We start from the raw sequence: 19,140 nt of genomic DNA on the forward strand, positions 1-19,140 counted from the left end.
AGCAGGCTACCTGTTACAATTTGCCGGTCATTGGGGAGTAGCCGCTCTTCGTTTCGAGGAGGCTTACGTCAACATACTTGGCCGGCAGGTCATGGCGTAAGCGGTTCTAAGCCTGGCAAGACCTTTGACCACAATGCCTCCGATTTGGCCGGGGAGGCGTCGTGGTCAATCGTCTGTAAACCGGCCGGAGAACATTGATGGAATCCTTCCTCGTTTCGACCGGAGTCGTTGCCCTTGCTGAGATCGGCGATAAAACTCAGCTCCTCGCCTTCATTCTTGCTGCCCGCTTCAAAAAACCGATTCCCATCATCCTGGGTATTCTGGTTGCAACGCTCATCAATCATGGTCTTGCTGGTCTTCTCGGTGCCTGGATCACAGGTGCTGTCAGCCCCGAAATCCTGCGCTGGATTCTGGGTCTTTCGTTTATCGGCATGGCAATCTGGACGATGATTCCGGACAAGATCGAACAGGAAGAAACCTGGATCGCCGGGAAATTCGGTATTTTCGGTGCTACGCTGATCACTTTTTTTCTTGCTGAAACAGGTGACAAGACTCAGATTGCGACGATTACAATGGCGGCTCACTACGGAACTCCATTCATGGTCGTGATGGGTACGACGCTCGGCATGCTGATTGCCGATATCCCGGTCGTTTTTGCCGGTGAAAAATTGGCGACCAGAATTCCGATGAAACTCGTTCACTCGATTGCTGCCGCGGTCTTTGCCTTACTGGGTGTTGCGACATTGCTCGGCGCCGGATCAAAGCTCGGGTTCTGAATCGGATCCGATTTTCTTTTTAATCCAACATGACAACAGAAAACAATCAACGGACAAAAATCCCGGCCGGTATTTGGGTGCTCGGCTGCGTGAGTATGCTGATGGATATTTCCTCAGAGATGATCCACAGCCTGTTGCCGTTGTTCATGGTAGGCACTTTGGGTGCAAGCGCCTTTGTCGTTGGCCTGATCGAAGGTCTGGCTGAATCGACAGCACTGATCGTCAAGGTTTTTTCAGGCGTGTTGAGTGACTGGTTCGGTAAACGTAAGGGTCTGGCGGTATTCGGCTACGCTTTGGGTGCGTTGACCAAACCGCTTTTTGCCATTGCGCCGGGTATCGGCGTTGTGCTGACAGCACGTCTGCTGGATCGGATCGGCAAGGGCGTGCGTGGTGCGCCGCGTGATGCCCTGGTGGCCGATATTGCACCGCCTGAAATACGTGGCGCAGCGTTTGGTCTTCGGCAGTCACTGGATACGGTGGGCGCTTTCCTGGGGCCACTGCTGGCCGTTGGTCTGATGCTGTTATGGGCCGATGATTTTCGAGCGGTATTCTGGGTGGCCGTTGTTCCGGGGCTGCTCGCGGTTGCACTGCTGCTGTTTGGTGTGCATGAACCTGATCGCCATGTCGGCGAAAAACGTATCAATCCGATTCGCCCGGAAAACCTCAAGCGATTGAGTAGCGCATACTGGTGGGTGGTCGGCGTGGGAGCCGTTTTTACATTGGCCCGATTCAGTGAAGCATTCCTGGTACTGCGGGCCCAGCAGAGTGGAATTGCCGTGGCGCTGGTGCCATTGGTGATGGTGGTGATGAATGTCGTGTACTCAGCATCGGCCTATCCTTTCGGCAAGCTGTCCGATCGAATGAATCACAAGCTGCTGCTGGCACTGGGCCTGGTGGTACTGATCGCCGCCGATCTGATTCTGGCACTGGATGATCACTGGATAACGGTACTCGCTGGCGTTGCGTTGTGGGGCGCTCACATGGGCATGACGCAAGGCCTGCTGGCGACGATGGTGGCCGATGCGGCCCCTGCTGATCTTCGGGGTACCGCTTTCGGATTCTTCAATCTGGTGAGTGGTATTGCCATGCTGATTGCCAGTGCAGTAGCCGGCCTGCTGTGGGATCAGCTCGGAGCATCGTTCACTTTCTATGCGGGTGCCGTATTCTCTGGCGTTGCATTGCTTGGCTTGCTCAAAAGGTTTTGATCAGAACGATGATTACTTGTCCCGCAAACGGGTGCGTAAACGGGAAATGGCCTGAGTATGCAACTGGCAGACACGTGATTCACTGACTCCCAGTACTTTACCGATTTCGCGCAGATTCATTTCCTGCTCGTAATACATCCCCATGACCAGTTTTTCCTTGGCAGGCAGTTTCTCGATTGCGGCCACCAGCAGTTCCCGCAGATTCTTCTCCAGCAGCCGATCCAGCGGCTCGTTACTTTGGTCGCCGCGTAGACGATCGAGAAAATGATCTTCTTCGTCTTCCTGAAAATCCTCGTAATAGATCAGTTGTCCGCCACCCGCCTCCTGCAGCATTTCCTGATATTCGACCAGCGGCAGATTCAGTTCATTGGCGATTTCCTGTTCACTGGGCGGGTAGCCAAGGCGCTGTTCCAGAGCCCGCATGGCAGTTTCTATCTGGCGCATTTTTCTGCGCAGGCTGCGCGGCAGCCAGTCTGCTTCTCTCAATTCATCCAGAATCGAGCCACGAATACGCTGGGCAGCGTAGCTTTCAAACTGGCGACCATAAGAACCTTCATAACGGTTGATGGCATCGAGCAGGCCGATCATCCCCGCCTGGATCAGATCATCGACCTGAACGCTGGCTGGCAGTCTGGCCATCATGTGATGGGCAATCCGTTTGACCAGTGGCGTAAATTCCGTAATGAACTGGTCTTTGTCGACGATCCCTGTTTCGGTATACATAGGTTCTCTCACATTCACACCGTAAAATCCGCTGTATCAAGATGACTGGTACGAATCAGTCTGCGCATGAAATTCTCCACCCCGTCGTTATCTGTCCAGGGCCCGGCACACCGCATCAGCTTTTCAGCCAGCTGCCGGTAACCTGCGGCCGATTCGGATGTCGGGAAAATTTCCACTACCGGCTGGCAAAGTCGGGTCGAGCGTTGCAGTTTTTCATCGAATAGAATGCATCCCATCCACTCCAGCTTGACTGCCAGGTGCTTTTGAGCAACACCGGCAATGTTCTCGAAAATATCGCGCCCCATGCTTTCTGATTCCACTTTGTTGACCAGCACCAGAAAATCCCGTCGGGCATATTCCTGACTGATGAGCTTGATCAGGGCGTACGCATCTGTGATGGCCTTGCCGGAAGCGGAGAGCACGATCAGTACCTGCTGGGAAGCCAGGCTCAGCGGGACGACCCGGCTGGTTCGCCCGATCGCGGTATCGATCAGCACGACATCCACCGTCTGGGACAGTTCGCTGAAGCATTGAATAAGCCGTTCCTGATCAGCAGACGAAAGTTTCGCCAGCGAATGGATTCCGCGCATCGCCGTCAATACCAGCACATCTTCCGGCCCTTGTGTCATCACCTGTTCAAGTGTTTTGTCCTGATTGATGACGTGCAGCAGATCGTAACGCGCGCTGAGGCCGAGATTGGCATTGACATCCTTGTGGCGCGGGTTTTCATCCAGAATCAGCACGCGTTTACCCGTTTTTGCCAGTGCGACAGCCAGATTGATGACCGAACTGGTTTTGCCTACCCCCGTTCGTCCACCGACCACGGCAAACACACGCACCCCGGCGTTGGGTTCCAGCGCAGTCAGCTCGCGCAGGCCGGCTGCCTGATCTTTTTTATGACTGATCATGGCTTGCCTCGACGCGTGTTTGCTGTCTGGTGACTGACTGATCGGCGTAATTGCCCGCCATGAGCATTGCAAATTCCGGATCCTGCAGCGAAAAAGGTGAGTTTTCCGCCGAGGGTTTGAAAATACGATGCAACAGGTAACGGGAATTGGCTTCGTGCAGATCTTCCGGAACCTTCTGGCCGTTGGTCACGTAATGCAGCACCAGTTTGCGCCGGATCACCGCATCCAGCGCAATGCCCAGACTGGCTGCTTCATCCACCTTGGTAATGATGCAGCCATGAATACCGTGTTGCTGGTAGGCGGAAATGACTTCATCCAGCGTATCTCCGCTGCTGGTCGCGTTGAGCAGCAGCAGGTGTTTTACTTCCGTTCCGCACTGGCTCAGCATGGTGATCTGTTCGGCGAGCATCTGATCCCGCTGGCTCATCCCGACGGTATCGATCAGTACCATGTGTTTGCCGCGCAATTCGTGCAGCATCAACTGCAGATCGTCGATATCCTTGATGCTGCGTACCGATATGCCCAGCAGCTTGCCGTAAATACGCAACTGCTCGTGCCCCCCGATACGGTAACTGTCGGTGGTCAGCAGTGCCACCTTGTCGGCACCGTGGCGGATGACGGCACGTGCAGCCAGTTTTGCCGTCGTCGTGGTTTTACCGACACCGGTTGGACCGATCAGTGCATAAATCCCGCCTTGTTCGATGATTTCGTCACCGGCTGTGGTACGTAAATTGAGTGTGAGCAAGGCAATGGTTTTTTTCAGGCTTTGTTCAAAGTCGCGATCAGCCGGCAGTTTCTCCAGCAAATGGCGCGACAGTAACGGACTGAAACCCGCACTCAGCAACGTGCGCAGCACCTTCATCCCGCCGGGATCGCGTTGCGAAAAATTGCTCCATCCCATGGTGATCAATTGTTCTTCCAGCAACTGCCGCATGGCATGGATTTCCTGGAGGATATTCGCGCTCTGAATATCTGCCACTGCGGGTTGCTTCTGAACAGGCGGTGCCTGCTTTTTTTCGGGAGCAGGCTTTTGCCGGGGTGCAGCAGCCGTTTTGACAGCCGGTGAAGTTGCTTCGGGTGGTGTGTCGCTGGTGAGGCTGGAAATATCCTTGCCCGCCAGCGCCATGATTTCGATCCCGCCCGGTACCTGCTTGTTCGACAGAATGACCGCATCCGGGCCCAATTCGTCCTTGACCTTGCGTAACACCTCATGGGAGGTGGCAGCCAAAAATTTTCTTACTTTCATTTTTTGTTACCCCCAATGATCGATATGAATTTGATTTTTCTGGTATCCGGTATTTCGGAATGGGCCAGAACCCGTAACTGAGGCAATGATCGGCGCAGGAAGCGGGACAGCAGCAGGCGAATCGCATCCGGTACCACCAGCACGACCGGTAGCCCGATCTGTTCCAGGCGCTTGACTGCATTGCCGGCTTCACGTGTCAGCGTATCGGCCAGGCCGGGCTCGATCCCACCGTCCGCCACAGGGTCGGATTGCACTACCTGCAGCAGAATGGTTTCCAGTTCGGGGTGCAGGCTCATGACCTGCATTTCTGCGCCGGACGGGAAACACTGCTCCACGATGGCACGCCCCAGCGCGACTCTGACCAGTGCGAGCAGTTCGCTGATATCCTGGGTGCGCCCTGCATGTTCGGTCAGGGTGTCGATGATGGTGCGCATGTCACGGATATTCACCCCCTCTTCCAGCAGGTGCTGCAGGATCTTCTGCACCGTTGCCAGCGGCAGCAGCTTGGGAATCAGATCTTCCGCCAGTTTGGGCGAACGCTGACCCAGATGATCGAGCAGCTTCTGCAATTCTTCCCGCCCGAGCAGTTCAGAAGCATGCATGCGTATCAGGTGATTCAGGTGAGTGGTGACGACCGTGCTGGCATCGACTACGGTATAGCCGCTGGTTTGGGCCAGTTCTCGCTGTTCTGTCTCGATCCAGACTGCGGGCAGTCCGAATGCCGGATCTTCGGTATTGTTGCCTGGCAATGCCATGGTGACCTGGCCGGGATTGATTGCCAGATGCATACCGTTATAGGATTCTCCCTGGCCGATGACCGAGCCTTTCATGGTGATGCGGTAGCCATTGGGGCGTAGTTCCAGGTTATCCCGGATATGGACCACCGGTGGAAGAAAGCCGATTTCCTGAGCAAATTTCTTGCGTATGCCGTTGATGCGTTTGAGCAAATCACCCTGACGCTGTTTGTCGACCAACGGAATCAGACGATAGCCGACTTCCAGTCCGAGTGTATCGACCTGAACCACATCCTCCCAACTGGCATCCTGCCCTTCGCTGGAAACAACCTCGGGTTCTTCCGATTTTTCAGCAGGCGAAGCGGGACGATGGGTGACGTAATAGGCAAGTGTGCCAATCATTCCGGCCAGCAGCAGAAAAACGAAGTGCGGCATGCCCGGAACCAGTCCCAGTGAGCCGAGGATACCCGCCGTCAGCCACAGCACTTGTGGCTTGCTGAGTAACTGACTCACGAATTGCTGGCTGAGATCTTCATCGGTGCTGACCCGGCTGACCACCAGACCGGCTGCTGTGGAAATGATCAGCGCAGGAATCTGGGCCACCAGTCCGTCACCAATGGTCAACAGCGTGTAGTTTTTGGCGGCATCGCCAAAACTCAGATCATGTTGCAGCACACCCACGGCCAGCCCGCCGATAATGGTAATCAGCATGATCAGAATGCCTGCGATCGCATCGCCGCGCACGAACTTGCTGGCGCCATCCATCGAACCGTAGAAATCGGCTTCCTGCGCAACCTGCTCACGCCGCTTGCGTGCTTCATCTTCCCGGATCAGGCCGGCATTGAGATCAGCATCGATCGCCATCTGTTTTCCCGGGATGGCATCCAGTGTGAAACGGGCGCTGACTTCAGCGATACGTCCGGCACCCTTGGTGATGACGACGAAATTGATCACCACCAGAATGATGAATACCACCAGACCCACCGTATAGTTACCGCCCACCAGAAAATGACCGAATGCCTCGATGACTTTACCGGCAGCATCCGGGCCGGTATGGCCATGCATCAGTACTACCCGGGTCGACGCTACGTTCAGCGAAAGCCGCAACAGGGTCGTGATCAGCAGAACAGTAGGAAAGACAGCAAATTCGAGTGCATTGCGCGAATAGAGGCTCACCAGCAGTACGATCACCGCCAGTGCGATATTGAAAGTAAACAGCACATCCAGCACGAAGGGCGGCAGTGGCAGAACCATCATCGCCAGGATCATGATGATCAGCATCGGCCCTGCAAGACTCTGCAGTTGACCACCCCGCACCAGGGTAGATAAAGACAGAATATTATTCATTCAGCATCCAGATTCTGATAACTGTGTATGGGTCAGATAAATGCCTTTCAGGCATGGTCCATTTCTTCCGGTACCGCTATTTCCGATGACAGCTGCGGAGCAATACCACCCGTCGTCTGATACCGTTTCAACTGAAAAATATAGGCCAGCACATGGGCCACTGCGGTATAGAGCGTTTCAGGAATCTCGGTATCCAGTTCCACATGGTGATACAGTGCCCGCGCCAGCGGCGGCACTTCGAGCACCGGAATATGGTGTTCATCTGCCAGCTCACGGATGCGGGCCGCGATCAGTTGTGTTCCTTTTGCCACTACTTTCGGCGCACGCATCGAGCGATCCTGATATTTCAAAGCGACGGCATAGTGTGTCGGGTTGGTGACCACGACATCCGCTTTGGGGACTTCCGCCATCATGCGGCGGCGTGCTATTTGACGCTGCATATTGCGGATGCGCCCCTTGACTTGCGGATCACCCTCATCTTCCTTGGCTTCCTTGCGCAGATCTTCCCGGGACATGCGCAACTGGCGTGCGTGATTCCATATCTGGAAAGGCACATCGATGACGACGATCAGCAACATGGCACCGACGATCAGTATAAAAGTCAGGCCGATCAATCTGCTCATGCTGATCAGGCTGGTATCCAGCGGCATGCCAACCAGATCGAGTACATCCTGTTTGTGACTCCAGATAATCCCGGCAGCAACACCACCAATGACCATCACCTTGGCGATGGCCTTGACTAGCTCGATCAATCCGCGCGATGAAAATATTCTTTTGAGTCCATTCACCGGATTGAGGCGTTTCAAATCCGGAAACAGTGCTTTGGAGCTGAAAAGCCACCCGCTGAGCAGCATGGGAGCCACCAGTGCTATGATCACCAGCCATCCCAGCAGAGGCGCAATGGCCAATAGTCCGTCGAGCGCCAGTTGAAACAGCCTGGGCAGCAACAACGCCGGATTGAAGGCAACCTCCTGTTCCATTCGCAGGCCGCCTTCTAATACGGCAGACAACTTCTGAATGATGATCGAACCGATCACCCACAAGCTGCTGGAAGCCGCGATCAGCAGGGTAAATGTGGTCAATTCCTGCGAACGCGCTACCTGCCCTTCTTCTCTGGCTTTTTCCAGGCGTCTGGGCGACGCGGGTTCGGTACGTTCAAGATCGTTATCGTCTGCCATGGCGGATTCCTCTCGATGAACCGGAATTATCCGCACTCCCCTGGAAAGTGATATGGCAAACAAACGAAGATTTAGGTTGCTAATCGGATGATTCTGGAGGGAAATCCAAATAGAAAAAAGATAAAGATGTATTGATTGTTACGCCTGATCAGGCGAAAACAAGGATGGCAGGTAACCCTGTATTACCACAAACTACATCGGATCATTACGACTTGCCTGGCTGAAGAAATGCCATTTCTGTTATCTGGTCATCTATCAGACCAGTCTTGCAAGGCGGGTACCTTACCCTATAAAATAAGAATCGTTCTCATTTTATTTTTGTGTCCGCATATGTGCCTGACCAATGACGAGGGGAGCGCTGTGCCGGCCACTGACCTTGCAGCACACCAAATCCAATTCTGTATATCGACCATCACGGCTGGCTGTATAACTGGTTGCGCCACAAACTGGGCAATGCCTGCGATGCTGCGGATATTGCGCAAGATACGTTCATGCGCATACTTACCCGGCAACAGCCTGTGCATCTGAATGAGCCGCGCGCTTATCTTTCTACCATTGCGCATGGTCTGGTCATCGATCACTGGCGTCGGCGTGAGCTGGAGCGGGCCTGGCTGGAAACACTGGCATCATTGCCGGAGCCTGAAGCGCCTGCACCCGAGACGCGGCTGATCTTTCTGGAGGCATTGATCGAGATCGACAGGTTGCTCGATTCGCTCAAACCCCGGGTACGCACCGCCTTCCTGCTGGCCCAGCTCGACGGGCTGACCTGCCCGCAAATTGCCGAGCACCTGGGGGTATCACTCTCCACAGTGGAACGCTACATCACCAAAGCGCTGCGCAGTTGCTACACGCTGCGTTTCGAACCATGACCAACGAGGTTTCTTCACAGGAAGGTACTGCGCAAGCAACGGAAGCATCGCATCACAGCGCTGATCGGCTCCCCGAATCTGTCGTTGATGCTGCCATCTCCTGGGCAGTCCGGCTCGACTACAACACGCCTACTGTTGCACAGCAACAGGCATTTGAGTACTGGCTGCAGGCTAATCCTTTGCATCGTCTTGCCTGGCAGCGCATCCACTCTTTGAAAGGTTTTCACGCTGATCTGGGCGAACTATCCCCCAAGCTGGCGCATGACACACTACAAATCGCACAACGTCACCGTGAACATAGCGGCTTGAGCCGCCGCAATGTTATCAAGCTGCTGTCACTGGCCGGCGTCGCTCTGAGTACGGGCTGGGTGATACGTGAAAATACGCCGTGGCAGCGCCTGCTGGCCGATGCCAGCACGGCTACCGGTGAGCAGAAAACACTGCAGCTGGACGATGGCAGCGTCATCGTACTCAACACTGACAGTGCCGTCAGTACCGACCTGGCCGGGCTCCGCCGTCTCGTTGTACTGTGGCGCGGGGAAATTTTCATTACGACCGGGGTTGATACCGGTATTGCGATGAAACGTCCATTCTGGGTACATACGCCCTTCGGCCGGATACAGGCGCTGGGTACGCGTTTCGTGGTCCGCCTGGAAAGGGATCGTGCTCGTATCAGTGTGCAGGAAGGCGCTGTGGAACTGCATCCGGTGAATGGTGGTTTTCCTGTCATCGTGCAACCCGGCGAGAGTCGCTGGCTGGTCGAGGAGGATACCTTACCGGCGGATTTGCAGGGCTTTGAAGCGGACAGCTGGCAAAAAGGTGTCATCGCCGGCAGGAACATCCGTCTGCAGGATTTGCTGAGCGAGCTGTCGCGTTACCGGCCCGGTTACATCACCTGCGATCCAGGAGTAGCCGATCTGCGTTTGTCCGGCCTTTTTCATGTGAAGGAAACCGATCGGACACTGCAATTCCTCACACAGATTCAGCCGATCAGTGTGACTTACCGTACCCGATTTTGGGTTTCAGTAGGACCACGAGATTTTCACTGACGGGAAAAACAGGGAAGAAAAAAAGGCTGCAAAAAAATTTTCAGAAAAATGAAGGGGTTTTGATCCTCGTTCGGCTTAACAGGTAGGAAGACCATTAATAACTTACCTTGTCGAGACTGAAAAATGACCCTGAGCCGTTTACCTTTTTCCGGTATGGAATATCGGAACCGATTCATCCAACTGTTTTCCCGTTTGCAGCACAAGCTGCTGACTATTACCCTGCAGGGCATCCTGTTGAGCTTGCTTGTCAGCATAACGGTACCGCTGTTGCACGCTGCTGCGGTCGAGATGGCCGCGGCACCGCCGGCTGCCGACGAAATCCACACCTTTAATGTGCCAGCCGGCCCGCTGGATGCAGCGCTGGATCATTTCGCGCATACCGCCGGCGTCAATCTTTACTATGATGCTGCGCTACTTGATGGCCGGCAATCCAAAGGATTATCCGGCAATTACAGTATTGCCTCTGCGTTGAGTCGGTTGCTGGCCGGCAGCGGTATCGAAGCTGCTCCCCAGCCGGGTGGTGGTTACTCGCTGCGCCGGGTGGCAGCTGGGGGAAGCACGGTATTACCCCCAATTACAGTTTCTGCCGACACACTGGGCACCACAACCGAAGGTACTGGTAGTTATGCCACCCGAAACGTGACCCTATTCGGGAGTGAACAATCGCTGAAAGATATCCCTCAATCGGTAACTGTTATTACTCGTCAGAAAATAGATGATCTGAGACTAGATACCTTGGATAAAGTGCTTGAAAACACTCCCGGAATTACCTTGTTCGCACGGCCAGGGGGTGGCAGTGACATATATTCACGTGGTTTCATTACCAACACCATCCAGTATGATGGCGTTCCACTGCAGCGAGGTAGCTTTTGGGGAAACCCCTTCGCCGCCAGCTCTATCTACTTGGACCGGGTTGAAGTGCTGCGCGGTGCTCAAGGCTTGCTGGAAGGTGTGGGTAACCCAGCCGGTGCAGTCAATGTTGTACGTAAGCGCGGATTGGCGGACACTGTATTTAATATCGAAGGTCGCATTGGTTCCTGGAGTAACTATGGTACCCGCCTTGAAGCAGGCGGCCCCTGGGATGAGAAAGGCCGTTTGCGCAGCCGTGCTGTACTGGACTATGAAGACAAAGAGTCATTTATCGATGACGTAGGTCGTCAACCGTAGAGTCCAACGGGTTAAGCGGCTATCTGTTTTGCATGGTATTTCTGGGTGAATTGTGCCGGCGACAGATATCCCAGTCTCGCCTGCTTACGAATTCGGTTGTAGAAGATTTCAATGTACTCGGTGATTTCCTGCCGGGCTTGTGTGCGCGTAGTAAAGCGCCTGTGATGCACCAACTCGTTTTTCAGGGAACCCCAGAAACTCTCCATCGGCGCGTTGTCCCAACAATTGCCCTTGCGGCTCATGGAAGCTTGCATGCCGAATTGTTGCAGTTGCTTTCGATAAGCGTGGGCGCAGTACTGGCTGCCACGATCTGAATGATGGATCAGCCCCCTTGCTGGCCGCTTGGCGGCGACGGCGCGAAAGAGCGCTTGCGATACCAGGCTCGTGGTCATCCGCTCGGACATGGCGTAGCCGACCAGTTCGCCGTTGAACAAATCCTTGATGCCGGCAAGATAGAGCCAGCCCTCGTCGGTGGTGACGTAGGTGATATCGCTGACCCAGGCGCGATCGGGGGCCGCCACGGTGAATTGCCGATCGAGAAGATTGGGCGCCAGTGGCAGAGCATGCCTCGAATCCGTCGTCGCCTTGAATTTCCGCTTCTGCTTGCAGCGCAGCCCGAGTTTCCTGCGTATCCGCTTGATGCGATAGAGGCTCGTCTGGATGCCGTGATCGGCCAGGTCGGACCGCAGGCGCCGGGGACCGTAGGTTTCACGCGTCCGCTGATGCGCGGCCTTGACCTCGGTTTCCAGCCGGAGGTTCTCTTGCTGACGAGCTGACGAGCTGACGAGCTGACGAGCTGACGAGCTGACGGCGGACGTTGGCGCCAAGCGTGATAGCCGCTTTCCGAAACGTCCAGAATCCGACACATCGCCGCCACCGCGTGGTGCTGTCGCAACTGTTCGATCCGGGCGTATCTCACCGCGACTCCTTCGCGAAATACGCCGCACATTTTTTTAGCAGATCACGCTCCGGTTTCACTTCCGCCAATTCCTTGCGCAGTCGCGCCAGTTCAATTTCCGTTTCCGTCGGCACCCGCTGACCTTGCCCAACCTTCGCCAGGCTGCCTGTACCCGATGCCCTCACCCAATTGCCAAGACTGCTCTTTGGCACCAACAAGTGCTTCGCTGCCGCATCCACCGACAGCCCTTCCGCTTCCACCAGCTTCACCGCTTCCGCCCGAAATTCCGGCGTGTAGATCCCTTTCGGTAGTCGTTCCATCCTTGTCCTCCGTTCCTCACATTTTACGAAACGTTGGACTCCACTTTTTTCAACCTACGTCATTGTGGGCGCAGCTCACCTTTACCAGGGTAATGCTTCTATAGCTGCTAAGTCAGAAAGGAAGAACACATATTTTGAGATTAAAAATATTTTACAATATGATTTAGTCTAGGTGCAGGCTAGTCTGTTTTTTGAGGAAATTTTATATGAAAGAGATCGGAGCATTTGAAGCCAAGAATAAATTTGGTACGCTGCTGGACTGGATTGAAAGTGGCGAGGAAGTCGTTATTACACGGCATGGTAAAGCGGTGGCGCGTTTGGTTCCAGCCCAGGAACAATTTGATCGTACTAAAGCACGCCAGGCAGCCGTTAATATTACAGCACGCAGAAGAGGTATTACACTCGGAAATATTAAAATCAAGGATTTGATTAATGAGGGTAGACCTTGAGTCTTGTTCTGGATAGTTCAATGACATTAGCTTGGTTGTTTGAGGATGAACATTCTCAACAGGCCGATGCTGTGTTGCGTCAAGTGATGGAAACGAGTGCAATCGTTCCATCGCTCTGGCGTCTGGAAGTAGGTAATGCGCTCCAAATGGCAATTCGGCGAAACAGAATTGACGCAGCATTTCGTGATGCTTCGCTGGTTGATTTGGCTGCTCTAGCAGTTATAGTAGATACCGAAACAGATCATCAAGCCTGGCGCACTACTTTGCATTTGGCTGATCGATGCGGATTGACACTGTACGATGCTGCTTATCTGGAATTGGCCCAGCGTTTTGAATTACCACTCGCCACACTCGATCAAGCATTATGTGATGCGGCTGGTATTGTTAACGTTCAAGTATTCAGGATTTAATCCCACCATCGTTTTATCTCTACCAGCTTCAAAACTTTTGTGATGAGCTTGTCGTTCCCGAATACAGCCAGTTGCCTGTAAATCAGCCGGCTGTCTGAAACATCAGGCCGGCATGTTCGCGCATTTTATGGAAGCGAATGCCCGGCCAGTTTTCTTCGGCTACGCTGATTTCGGCGGAAAATGAAGCCAGAAAAGTAGGCGCATTCACCGCATCGTAGGCGATACGGTGGGCATTGGCATCGATGAAACGCTGCAGTTCCTGAGGCGTTTCGGCAGTCACCCATCGTGCCAGTTGATATTTGGCCGGAGCAATGCGTGCCTCGACACCGTATTCATGTTTGAGACGGTGGGTGACGACTTCAAACTGCAATACACCGACCGCACCCAGCAGCAGCATGCTGCCGATGTGTGGGCGAAATACCTGTATGGCACCTTCCTCACCTAACTGCGCCAACCCCAGTTTGAGCTGCTTGCTGCGTAACGGATCAGCGATTTCGACCGTTTGAAAAATCTCCGGTGCAAAAAAGGGCAGTCCGGTAAATTGCAGGTGATCTCCTTCGGTCAGGGTATCGGCCAGTTGCAGTGTTCCGTGGTTGGGGATGCCGATGATATCGCCTGCGTAGGCTGTTTCCAGCAGTTCACGTCGTTGTGAAAGAAAGGAAACGACCGTGCTGGTACGCACATCCTTGCCGCTGCGAACCACCTTGAGATTCATTCCTCGCCTGAATTCACCTGAGCAAATCCGCACGAAAGCAATGCGATCCCGGTGGGCGGGGTTCATATTGGCCTGAATCTTGAAAACCACGCCGGAAAATTTCTTTTCGGCGGGCTGAATTTCGCGCTGGATGGCTTTGCGTGATCCTGGCGGTGGTGCCAGTTCAACCAGTGTATCGAGCACTTCCTGTACGCCGAAATTATTGATGGCAGAGCCGAAAAATACTGGTGTCTGCTGCCCGGCAAGAAATGCTGTCTGATCGAATGCCGGTGCTGCGCCGGTAATCAGCTCGATTTCCTGGCGAGCCTGTTCAAGATTTGCACCGAAACGTTCTGAAATTGCCGGATCTTCCAGATTGGTAATGATGGCTGTCTCTTCCTGTTCGACACGATCCATGCCGGCGCGAAAGACACGCATCAGTTTGTGGCGCAGATCATATACGCCATGAAAACGCTTGCCCGAACCGACCGGCCAGGTGAACGGAATTACGTCCATGCCGAGTGTACGTTCGATTTCGTCGATCAGATCGAGTGGCTCGCGTACTTCCCGATCCAGTTTATTGACGAAGGTAATGATCGGGGTATTGCGGGCACGGCATACCTGCAGCAGGCGCAAGGTTTGTGATTCCACACCGTTGGCTGCATCGATGACCATGAGCGCGGCATCGACGGCGGTCAGTACCCGGTAAGTATCTTCGGAAAAATCCTGGTGGCCGGGGGTATCCAGCAAATTGATCACACAATCGCGGTACTCCATTTGCATGACCGAGCTGGCAACGGAAATACCGCGCTGCTTTTCAATTTCCATCCAGTCGGAAGTGGCATGACGGCTGGCTTTACGTGCTTTGACACTCCCTGCGATATGAATGGCACCGGCAAACAGCAGCAGTTTTTCCGTGAGTGTGGTTTTACCGGCATCCGGGTGAGAAATAATGGCAAACGTCCGACGACGCTTCACTTCATGGTCGATCGTCATTGAAGATCCTGAGGCTCCTGAGAAACTGAATGATAAAGATGACAATAAGTAGTGTGGCTGGCGCTGAACCGGCTGACAGCCGGATAAACTTCCCGGCAGATTGGCATGACGTGCGGACAGCGCGGATGAAAATGACAACCTGGCGGCACATTGGCGGGTGAAGGAGGCTCTCCCTGTAACCGGATGACCTCACGCTGGCTTCCGGGTTCATAGGTCGGTACTGCGGACAACAATGCCTGAGTATACGGATGTTTGGGATCATCCAGCACTTCTTCAGTACGCCCGCTTTCCACGATTCTCCCCAGATACATGACCGCGACTTCATCCGCCAGATAATCCACGACGGCTATATTATGGGTGATCAGCAAATAGGCAAGTCTGCGCTCCTGTTGCAGTGTTTTCAGCAGATTGAGTATCTGTGCCTGTACCGAAACATCCAGCGCACTGGTCGGTTCGTCGCAGATCAACAGTTGTGGATCAACCGCCAGTGCACGTGCGATAGCAATCCGCTGGCGCTGGCCGCCGGAAAACTCATGCGGGTAGCGCCATTTGGCTTCTGCCGGTAAACCTACCTGCATTAGCAAGGTATCGACATCGTGCTGATTTTTTTCACTGGCGGCGATTTTATCCGAATTCCGGCCAAGCGCCCGTATTCCTTCTTCGATGATTTCGACGATACGCATGCGCGGATTGAGCGACGAATAAGGATCCTGAAAAATGATCTGGAATGCAGAGCGTTTTTGCAGCAGTTGTTTACGATCCAGATCGCGTAATTCCTTATCTTGCAGGCGAACACTGCCCGATGTCACCGGGATGAGCTGCATGATTCCTTTGCCTACCGTGGTTTTGCCACAACCGGATTCTCCCACCAGTGCCAGCGTTCTGCCGCCGTCAATTTGCAGTGATACGCCATCGACCGCTTTGACATGGCCTGCTACCCGTTTGAATAATCCTTTATGCACCGGGAAATGTATTTTCAGATCATCTACACGTAAAAGTGGTTTGCTCTGAGTCGAATCAGAGGTATGGCTGCTGAGCGGAAGATCATCCAGTGCGGATCGTGCTGTCCCGGATAACGATTGAAGCCGGGATTGAGGCGACCGTTCCCTGGAATCGTCCGAATAAAGATGGCAGCGGACATGATGCTGCGGTGCGGTTTCCACCCACGGTGGAATGATCTGATGACATTTTTCCCATGCCCGGTCACAGCGATCAGCAAAACGGCAACCGGTAAATACTTTTGAAAGAGCCGGAACATTCCCCGGGATGACAATCAGTCCCTGATCGCGTTTCTTTCTTGTCGGCAGTGCCGCAAACAGCTTGTGTGAATAAGGATGTGCCGGTGACTGGAAAAAACGTTCTTGATCTGCTATTTCAATGATTTGGCCTGCGTACATCACAGCAACGCGATGCGCCATTTCTGCCACTACGCCCAGATCATGGGTGATCAGAAGAACAGCCATGTTCTCCTGCTGCTGCAAGCCACGCATGAGATCAAGTACCTGGGCCTGAATCGTTACATCCAGTGCAGTCGTAGGTTCATCTGCGATGAGGAGTTCCGGTTTGCCTGCCAGCGCCATCGCGATCATGACACGCTGTTTCATGCCACCTGAGAATTGGAACGGAAACTCTGCCATGCGTCGGGCGGGATCAGGAATACCTACCTGCCGCATAAGTTCCAGAATGCGTATCTGTAACGCCGCACCACGTAAACCGGAGTGCTGCAGTAAAACTTCTCTGATCTGTGCACCGGTGGTCATTACCGGATTCAGGCTGAGCATCGGTTCCTGAAAAATCATGCCGATACGATTACCGCGTACTTTACGCATGGCGGATTCCGGCAGGGTCAGCAGTTCATCTCCATTCAACCGGACACTGCCATGCACGATTTCTCCAGTATCAGGCAGCAAGCGCATGATCGAAAGAGCCGTGATGGATTTTCCGCTGCCGGATTCCCCCAGCAGCGCGAATGTTTCGCCCGGATGGATGGCAAGTGACAGCCCGTCCACAGCGCGTACCGGTTGCCGGCCGGTATGCAGCAGCACCCGGAGATCCGTTACTTCGAGTAGCGCTGTCATGTACGGGAGGTGTTCTTGTCTGAAGGCAATGTTCCGGTCGTTTCTGCCATGGCCTGTTCTTCAGTCTGATTGTTGAGCAATCCGTTTGGATCGCCAGCTAATGTCCGGTTGCGCGGGTCGAATGCGTTCTGTACTGCATCAGAAAAAAGATTGGCGCTCAGCACCAGGGCAAACATGAAGGTGAAGGCGGCAAACAATGTCCACCAGACCATGGGCTCACGCGCCATTTCCAGTCTGGAAGCATTGATCATCGTTCCAAAACTGATGGTCGAGGGATCCACTCCCACACCCACATAGGAAAGTACTGCCTCGGCCAGCACCAGGCTGCTGAAATCCATGACGGTGGTAATCAGGACGATATGAACGACGTTCGGCAAAATATGACGGGTAAGAATACGCCAGTGGGACACGCCGAATGCATGTGCTGCCTGAATATATTCCATCTCGCGCAGCTTCAGGGTTTCTCCGCGCAGCAGCCTGCACAATCCCGTCCAGCTGGTAATGCCCAAGATGATGCAAAGAAACAGCAGGCGCAGATCGGCACGTGCGGCAGCAGTATCGAGCATGTCGGCATGCGTTTCGATATAGACCTGCATCATCAGTACCGCTGCGGCAATCAGCAATACACTGGGGATGGAGCTGAGCGTGGTGTAAATATACTGGATGACATCATCGATCCAGCCGCGAAAGTAGCCTGCGGCAATTCCCAGCAGCAGGGCGAACGGCAGCATGATCAGTGTTGTCATCGTTCCGATGACAAGGCCGGTTCGAATACTTTTGAGGGACAAATACAATACATCCTGGCCGACCTTGTCTGTTCCCAGCACATGATAGTGCATCGCCAGTGCCACGATTGCACCACAGGCAGCCAGAATGATCGCGAATGTCATCAGGATGGCACGCCAGGGTATTTCAGTTGCGCCACGCCATATCGCGGTTTGCATACGAACAAACGAAATCCGGTATTGTCGTGCTTTTACACCGCCCAAACCGGCGACCAGCCCGATCCAGATCAGCAATCCCGCGCCAGCGCCGGAAGCGGATCGCCATAAAATATCTTCTACCAGCTCCGTTTCCGGGTATTGCAAATGTGCGCCACCATGCACCAGACGGGCAAAGTCTCTGATCTGATTTCCGTCAGGCGTTGTGATCGTTTCTTTCGCGTAGAGATGAGCCGACAGCGGCGCGGAATAGGTTTTTTCCGTTTGCAAACGCAGCGGCGCAGTCAGCAGATCGAGCAGACTCAGTACTTCTGCACTGTATAGCTGTTTTCCATCACTACTACGCACGGATTGTTCCAGAACCGGGCGAAAATGAACCGTATCGAGCAATCCGATCAGAATGAAACATAGCAGGATGGTCAGTGCCGACATTCCACTGGCGCTATGTGTAACCTTGCGCCACGATGCCAGCACATACACATGTCGTCTGGCATAAATACCGAAAGCAATACCTGCCGCCAACAGCAGATAAATCAGTGCATCTGTCCAGAGTATGACGGGATCGAAAGACATCATGGCTAGAATGAAATTCAAACGGTAACAGGCGCTATTGTAGTGCAATAACAACCGGTGACATCAATCAGGATAGAAGGATGGGGTGACGTATCGCGGTTTTCAGTATTAAAGTCGACGATGATCAGGCCGTTTACCTGTAAACCCGTCGCCTGGTTGAATACGGTGTCAGCAGAAACGCTGGAAAAATATTCCGGTATTAATTAAAGTTTTGCGATCAGCGGCCGTTAGACGAGCGTACTATACACGGATGTTCATTTTAGAAGGAAATTCGATCGTGAAAATAAATCAGATACCCCCGGGACGCACAGAGACCGTTGCCGGTGGTTCGCAGAAAAAAATGGACAGAGCAAACAGCGCTAAACCGGGTGCAGTTGGCGAAAGCAATAACGTCCATATCAGCTCACTTTCAATGAGCATCCAGTCGCTGGATGCGAGCAGTGAAACGATGAATACTGCAAAGGTGGCTGAAATCAAACAGGCAATCAGTGAGGGCCGTTTCAAGGTCAATCCGGAAGTGGTTGCAGATCGCCTGCTGGAAACAGTGAAAGAATTGATTCAAAACAAACGATAGATCCA

16 protein-coding genes, 1 pseudogene and 1 riboswitch are annotated in these 19,140 nt (G+C 53.7%); of the genes and pseudogenes, 8 read left to right on the plus strand and 9 right to left on the minus strand.

What is annotated here, in order from left to right; all coding sequences use genetic code 11:
• Positions 1 to 20: 20 nt before the first annotated feature.
• A riboswitch (yybP-ykoY riboswitch) is annotated at positions 21 to 193 on the plus strand.
• Positions 194 to 197: 4 nt separating this feature from the next.
• A complete protein-coding gene (locus HRU73_RS11200) occupies positions 198 to 776 on the plus strand; it encodes a TMEM165/GDT1 family protein (RefSeq protein ID WP_287398735.1) in 579 nt (192 codons plus the stop codon).
• 29 nt (positions 777 to 805) lie between these two features.
• Entirely contained in the window at positions 806 to 1,981 is a 1,176-nt protein-coding gene (locus HRU73_RS11205) for an MFS transporter (RefSeq protein ID WP_287398736.1), read from the plus strand.
• A 12-nt stretch (positions 1,982 to 1,993) separates the two neighbouring features.
• Here the strand turns inward: HRU73_RS11205 and HRU73_RS11210 are convergent, their stop codons facing one another.
• From HRU73_RS11210 to flhB, 5 genes are read right to left on the minus strand one after another with little or no spacing between them, the layout of a single operon-like run.
• A complete protein-coding gene (locus HRU73_RS11210; RefSeq protein ID WP_276679423.1) occupies positions 1,994 to 2,704 on the minus strand; it encodes an RNA polymerase sigma factor FliA in 711 nt (236 codons plus the stop codon).
• A 14-nt stretch (positions 2,705 to 2,718) separates the two neighbouring features.
• The gene (locus HRU73_RS11215) at positions 2,719 to 3,612 is read right to left on the minus strand and encodes an AAA family ATPase (RefSeq protein ID WP_276679424.1); all 894 of its coding nucleotides are present in this window, start codon (positions 3,610 to 3,612) and stop codon (positions 2,719 to 2,721) included.
• Positions 3,599 to 4,858 carry a flagellar biosynthesis GTPase FlhF gene (gene flhF, locus HRU73_RS11220; RefSeq protein ID WP_287398737.1) on the minus strand — a complete coding sequence of 420 codons (1,260 nt, stop codon included), beginning with the start codon at positions 4,856 to 4,858 and terminating at the stop codon, positions 3,599 to 3,601. The genes HRU73_RS11215 and flhF overlap by 14 nt, the downstream gene beginning before the upstream one ends.
• On the minus strand, positions 4,855 to 6,939 hold the full coding sequence (gene flhA, locus HRU73_RS11225; protein ID WP_276818188.1) for a flagellar biosynthesis protein FlhA: 2,085 nt from the start codon (positions 6,937 to 6,939) through the stop codon (positions 4,855 to 4,857). The genes flhF and flhA overlap by 4 nt, the downstream gene beginning before the upstream one ends.
• 47 nt (positions 6,940 to 6,986) lie before the next feature.
• A complete protein-coding gene (flhB, locus tag HRU73_RS11230) occupies positions 6,987 to 8,117 on the minus strand; it encodes a flagellar biosynthesis protein FlhB (protein ID WP_287398738.1) in 1,131 nt (376 codons plus the stop codon).
• 395 nt (positions 8,118 to 8,512) lie between these two features.
• On the opposite strand from flhB, the gene HRU73_RS11235 reads away from it, so the two are divergent.
• The 3 genes from HRU73_RS11235 (at position 8,513) to HRU73_RS11245 (ending at position 11,202) form a co-directional block, all read left to right on the plus strand.
• Positions 8,513 to 8,986, plus strand: a complete 474-nt coding sequence (locus HRU73_RS11235) for a sigma-70 family RNA polymerase sigma factor (protein WP_287400074.1) — start codon at positions 8,513 to 8,515, stop codon at positions 8,984 to 8,986.
• Positions 8,983 to 10,035, plus strand: coding sequence for a FecR domain-containing protein (locus HRU73_RS11240; RefSeq protein ID WP_287398739.1), 1,053 nt, complete (start codon positions 8,983 to 8,985; stop codon positions 10,033 to 10,035). The genes HRU73_RS11235 and HRU73_RS11240 overlap by 4 nt, the downstream gene beginning before the upstream one ends.
• A 123-nt stretch (positions 10,036 to 10,158) precedes the next feature.
• Positions 10,159 to 11,202: a TonB-dependent siderophore receptor gene (locus tag HRU73_RS11245; RefSeq protein WP_287398740.1), complete on the plus strand. Its 1,044-nt coding sequence runs from the start codon at positions 10,159 to 10,161 to the stop codon at positions 11,200 to 11,202.
• A gap of 11 nt (positions 11,203 to 11,213) precedes the next feature.
• On the opposite strand, the pseudogene HRU73_RS11250 reads toward HRU73_RS11245, so the two are convergent.
• A pseudogene (locus HRU73_RS11250) lies at positions 11,214 to 12,420 on the minus strand (IS3 family transposase).
• Positions 12,421 to 12,626: 206 nt separating this feature from the next.
• Here HRU73_RS11250 and HRU73_RS11255 point away from each other — a divergent pair.
• Together HRU73_RS11255 and HRU73_RS11260 are read left to right on the plus strand one after the other, a co-directional pair.
• Entirely contained in the window at positions 12,627 to 12,869 is a 243-nt protein-coding gene (locus tag HRU73_RS11255; protein ID WP_287398741.1) for a type II toxin-antitoxin system Phd/YefM family antitoxin, read from the plus strand.
• The gene (locus tag HRU73_RS11260; RefSeq protein WP_287398742.1) at positions 12,866 to 13,279 is read left to right on the plus strand and encodes a type II toxin-antitoxin system VapC family toxin; all 414 of its coding nucleotides are present in this window, start codon (positions 12,866 to 12,868) and stop codon (positions 13,277 to 13,279) included. The genes HRU73_RS11255 and HRU73_RS11260 overlap by 4 nt, the downstream gene beginning before the upstream one ends.
• Before the next feature lie 82 nt (positions 13,280 to 13,361).
• On the opposite strand, the gene HRU73_RS11265 is transcribed toward HRU73_RS11260, so the two are convergent.
• The 3 genes from HRU73_RS11265 to HRU73_RS11275 are packed head-to-tail and all read right to left on the minus strand — an operon-like array spanning position 13,362 to position 18,561.
• Entirely contained in the window at positions 13,362 to 14,969 is a 1,608-nt protein-coding gene (locus tag HRU73_RS11265) for a peptide chain release factor 3 (RefSeq protein WP_276818184.1), read from the minus strand.
• Positions 14,966 to 17,047 (minus strand): dipeptide ABC transporter ATP-binding protein, encoded by a 2,082-nt coding sequence (locus HRU73_RS11270; RefSeq protein WP_287398743.1) that lies wholly within the window; start codon positions 17,045 to 17,047, stop codon positions 14,966 to 14,968. Before HRU73_RS11270 ends, HRU73_RS11265 begins: the two co-directional genes overlap by 4 nt.
• Positions 17,044 to 18,561: an ABC transporter permease gene (locus HRU73_RS11275; RefSeq protein ID WP_287400075.1), complete on the minus strand. Its 1,518-nt coding sequence runs from the start codon at positions 18,559 to 18,561 to the stop codon at positions 17,044 to 17,046. Before HRU73_RS11275 ends, HRU73_RS11270 begins: the two co-directional genes overlap by 4 nt.
• Positions 18,562 to 18,838: 277 nt before the next feature.
• Between HRU73_RS11275 and flgM the strand changes: the two genes are divergently transcribed.
• Positions 18,839 to 19,135, plus strand: a complete 297-nt coding sequence (flgM, locus tag HRU73_RS11280) for a flagellar biosynthesis anti-sigma factor FlgM (protein WP_143023781.1) — start codon at positions 18,839 to 18,841, stop codon at positions 19,133 to 19,135.
• The last annotated feature ends 5 nt before the right edge of the window (positions 19,136 to 19,140 follow it).

Source organism: Nitrosomonas sp. H1_AOB3, assembly GCF_015709435.1.
Taxonomy (GTDB): Bacteria; Pseudomonadota; Gammaproteobacteria; order Burkholderiales; family Nitrosomonadaceae; genus Nitrosomonas; species Nitrosomonas europaea.

Bases quoted from the DNA above. Each gene is read 5' to 3' on its own strand.
- HRU73_RS11200 (WP_287398735.1), top strand. From the start codon at position 198: ATGGAATCCTTCCTCGTTTCGACCGGAGTCGTTGCCCTTGCTGAGATC.
- HRU73_RS11205 (WP_287398736.1), top strand. From the start codon at position 806: ATGACAACAGAAAACAATCAACGGACAAAAATCCCGGCCGGTATTTGG.
- HRU73_RS11210 (WP_276679423.1), bottom strand. From the start codon at position 2,704: ATGTATACCGAAACAGGGATCGTCGACAAAGACCAGTTCATTACGGAA.
- HRU73_RS11215 (WP_276679424.1), bottom strand. From the start codon at position 3,612: ATGATCAGTCATAAAAAAGATCAGGCAGCCGGCCTGCGCGAGCTGACT.
- flhF (WP_287398737.1), bottom strand. From the start codon at position 4,858: ATGAAAGTAAGAAAATTTTTGGCTGCCACCTCCCATGAGGTGTTACGC.
- flhA (WP_276818188.1), bottom strand. From the start codon at position 6,939: ATGAATAATATTCTGTCTTTATCTACCCTGGTGCGGGGTGGTCAACTG.
- flhB (WP_287398738.1), bottom strand. From the start codon at position 8,117: ATGGCAGACGATAACGATCTTGAACGTACCGAACCCGCGTCGCCCAGA.
- HRU73_RS11240 (WP_287398739.1), top strand. From the start codon at position 8,983: ATGACCAACGAGGTTTCTTCACAGGAAGGTACTGCGCAAGCAACGGAA.
- HRU73_RS11245 (WP_287398740.1), top strand. From the start codon at position 10,159: ATGACCCTGAGCCGTTTACCTTTTTCCGGTATGGAATATCGGAACCGA.
- HRU73_RS11255 (WP_287398741.1), top strand. From the start codon at position 12,627: ATGAAAGAGATCGGAGCATTTGAAGCCAAGAATAAATTTGGTACGCTG.
- HRU73_RS11265 (WP_276818184.1), bottom strand. From the start codon at position 14,969: ATGACGATCGACCATGAAGTGAAGCGTCGTCGGACGTTTGCCATTATT.
- HRU73_RS11270 (WP_287398743.1), bottom strand. From the start codon at position 17,047: ATGACAGCGCTACTCGAAGTAACGGATCTCCGGGTGCTGCTGCATACC.
- HRU73_RS11275 (WP_287400075.1), bottom strand. From the start codon at position 18,561: ATGTCTTTCGATCCCGTCATACTCTGGACAGATGCACTGATTTATCTG.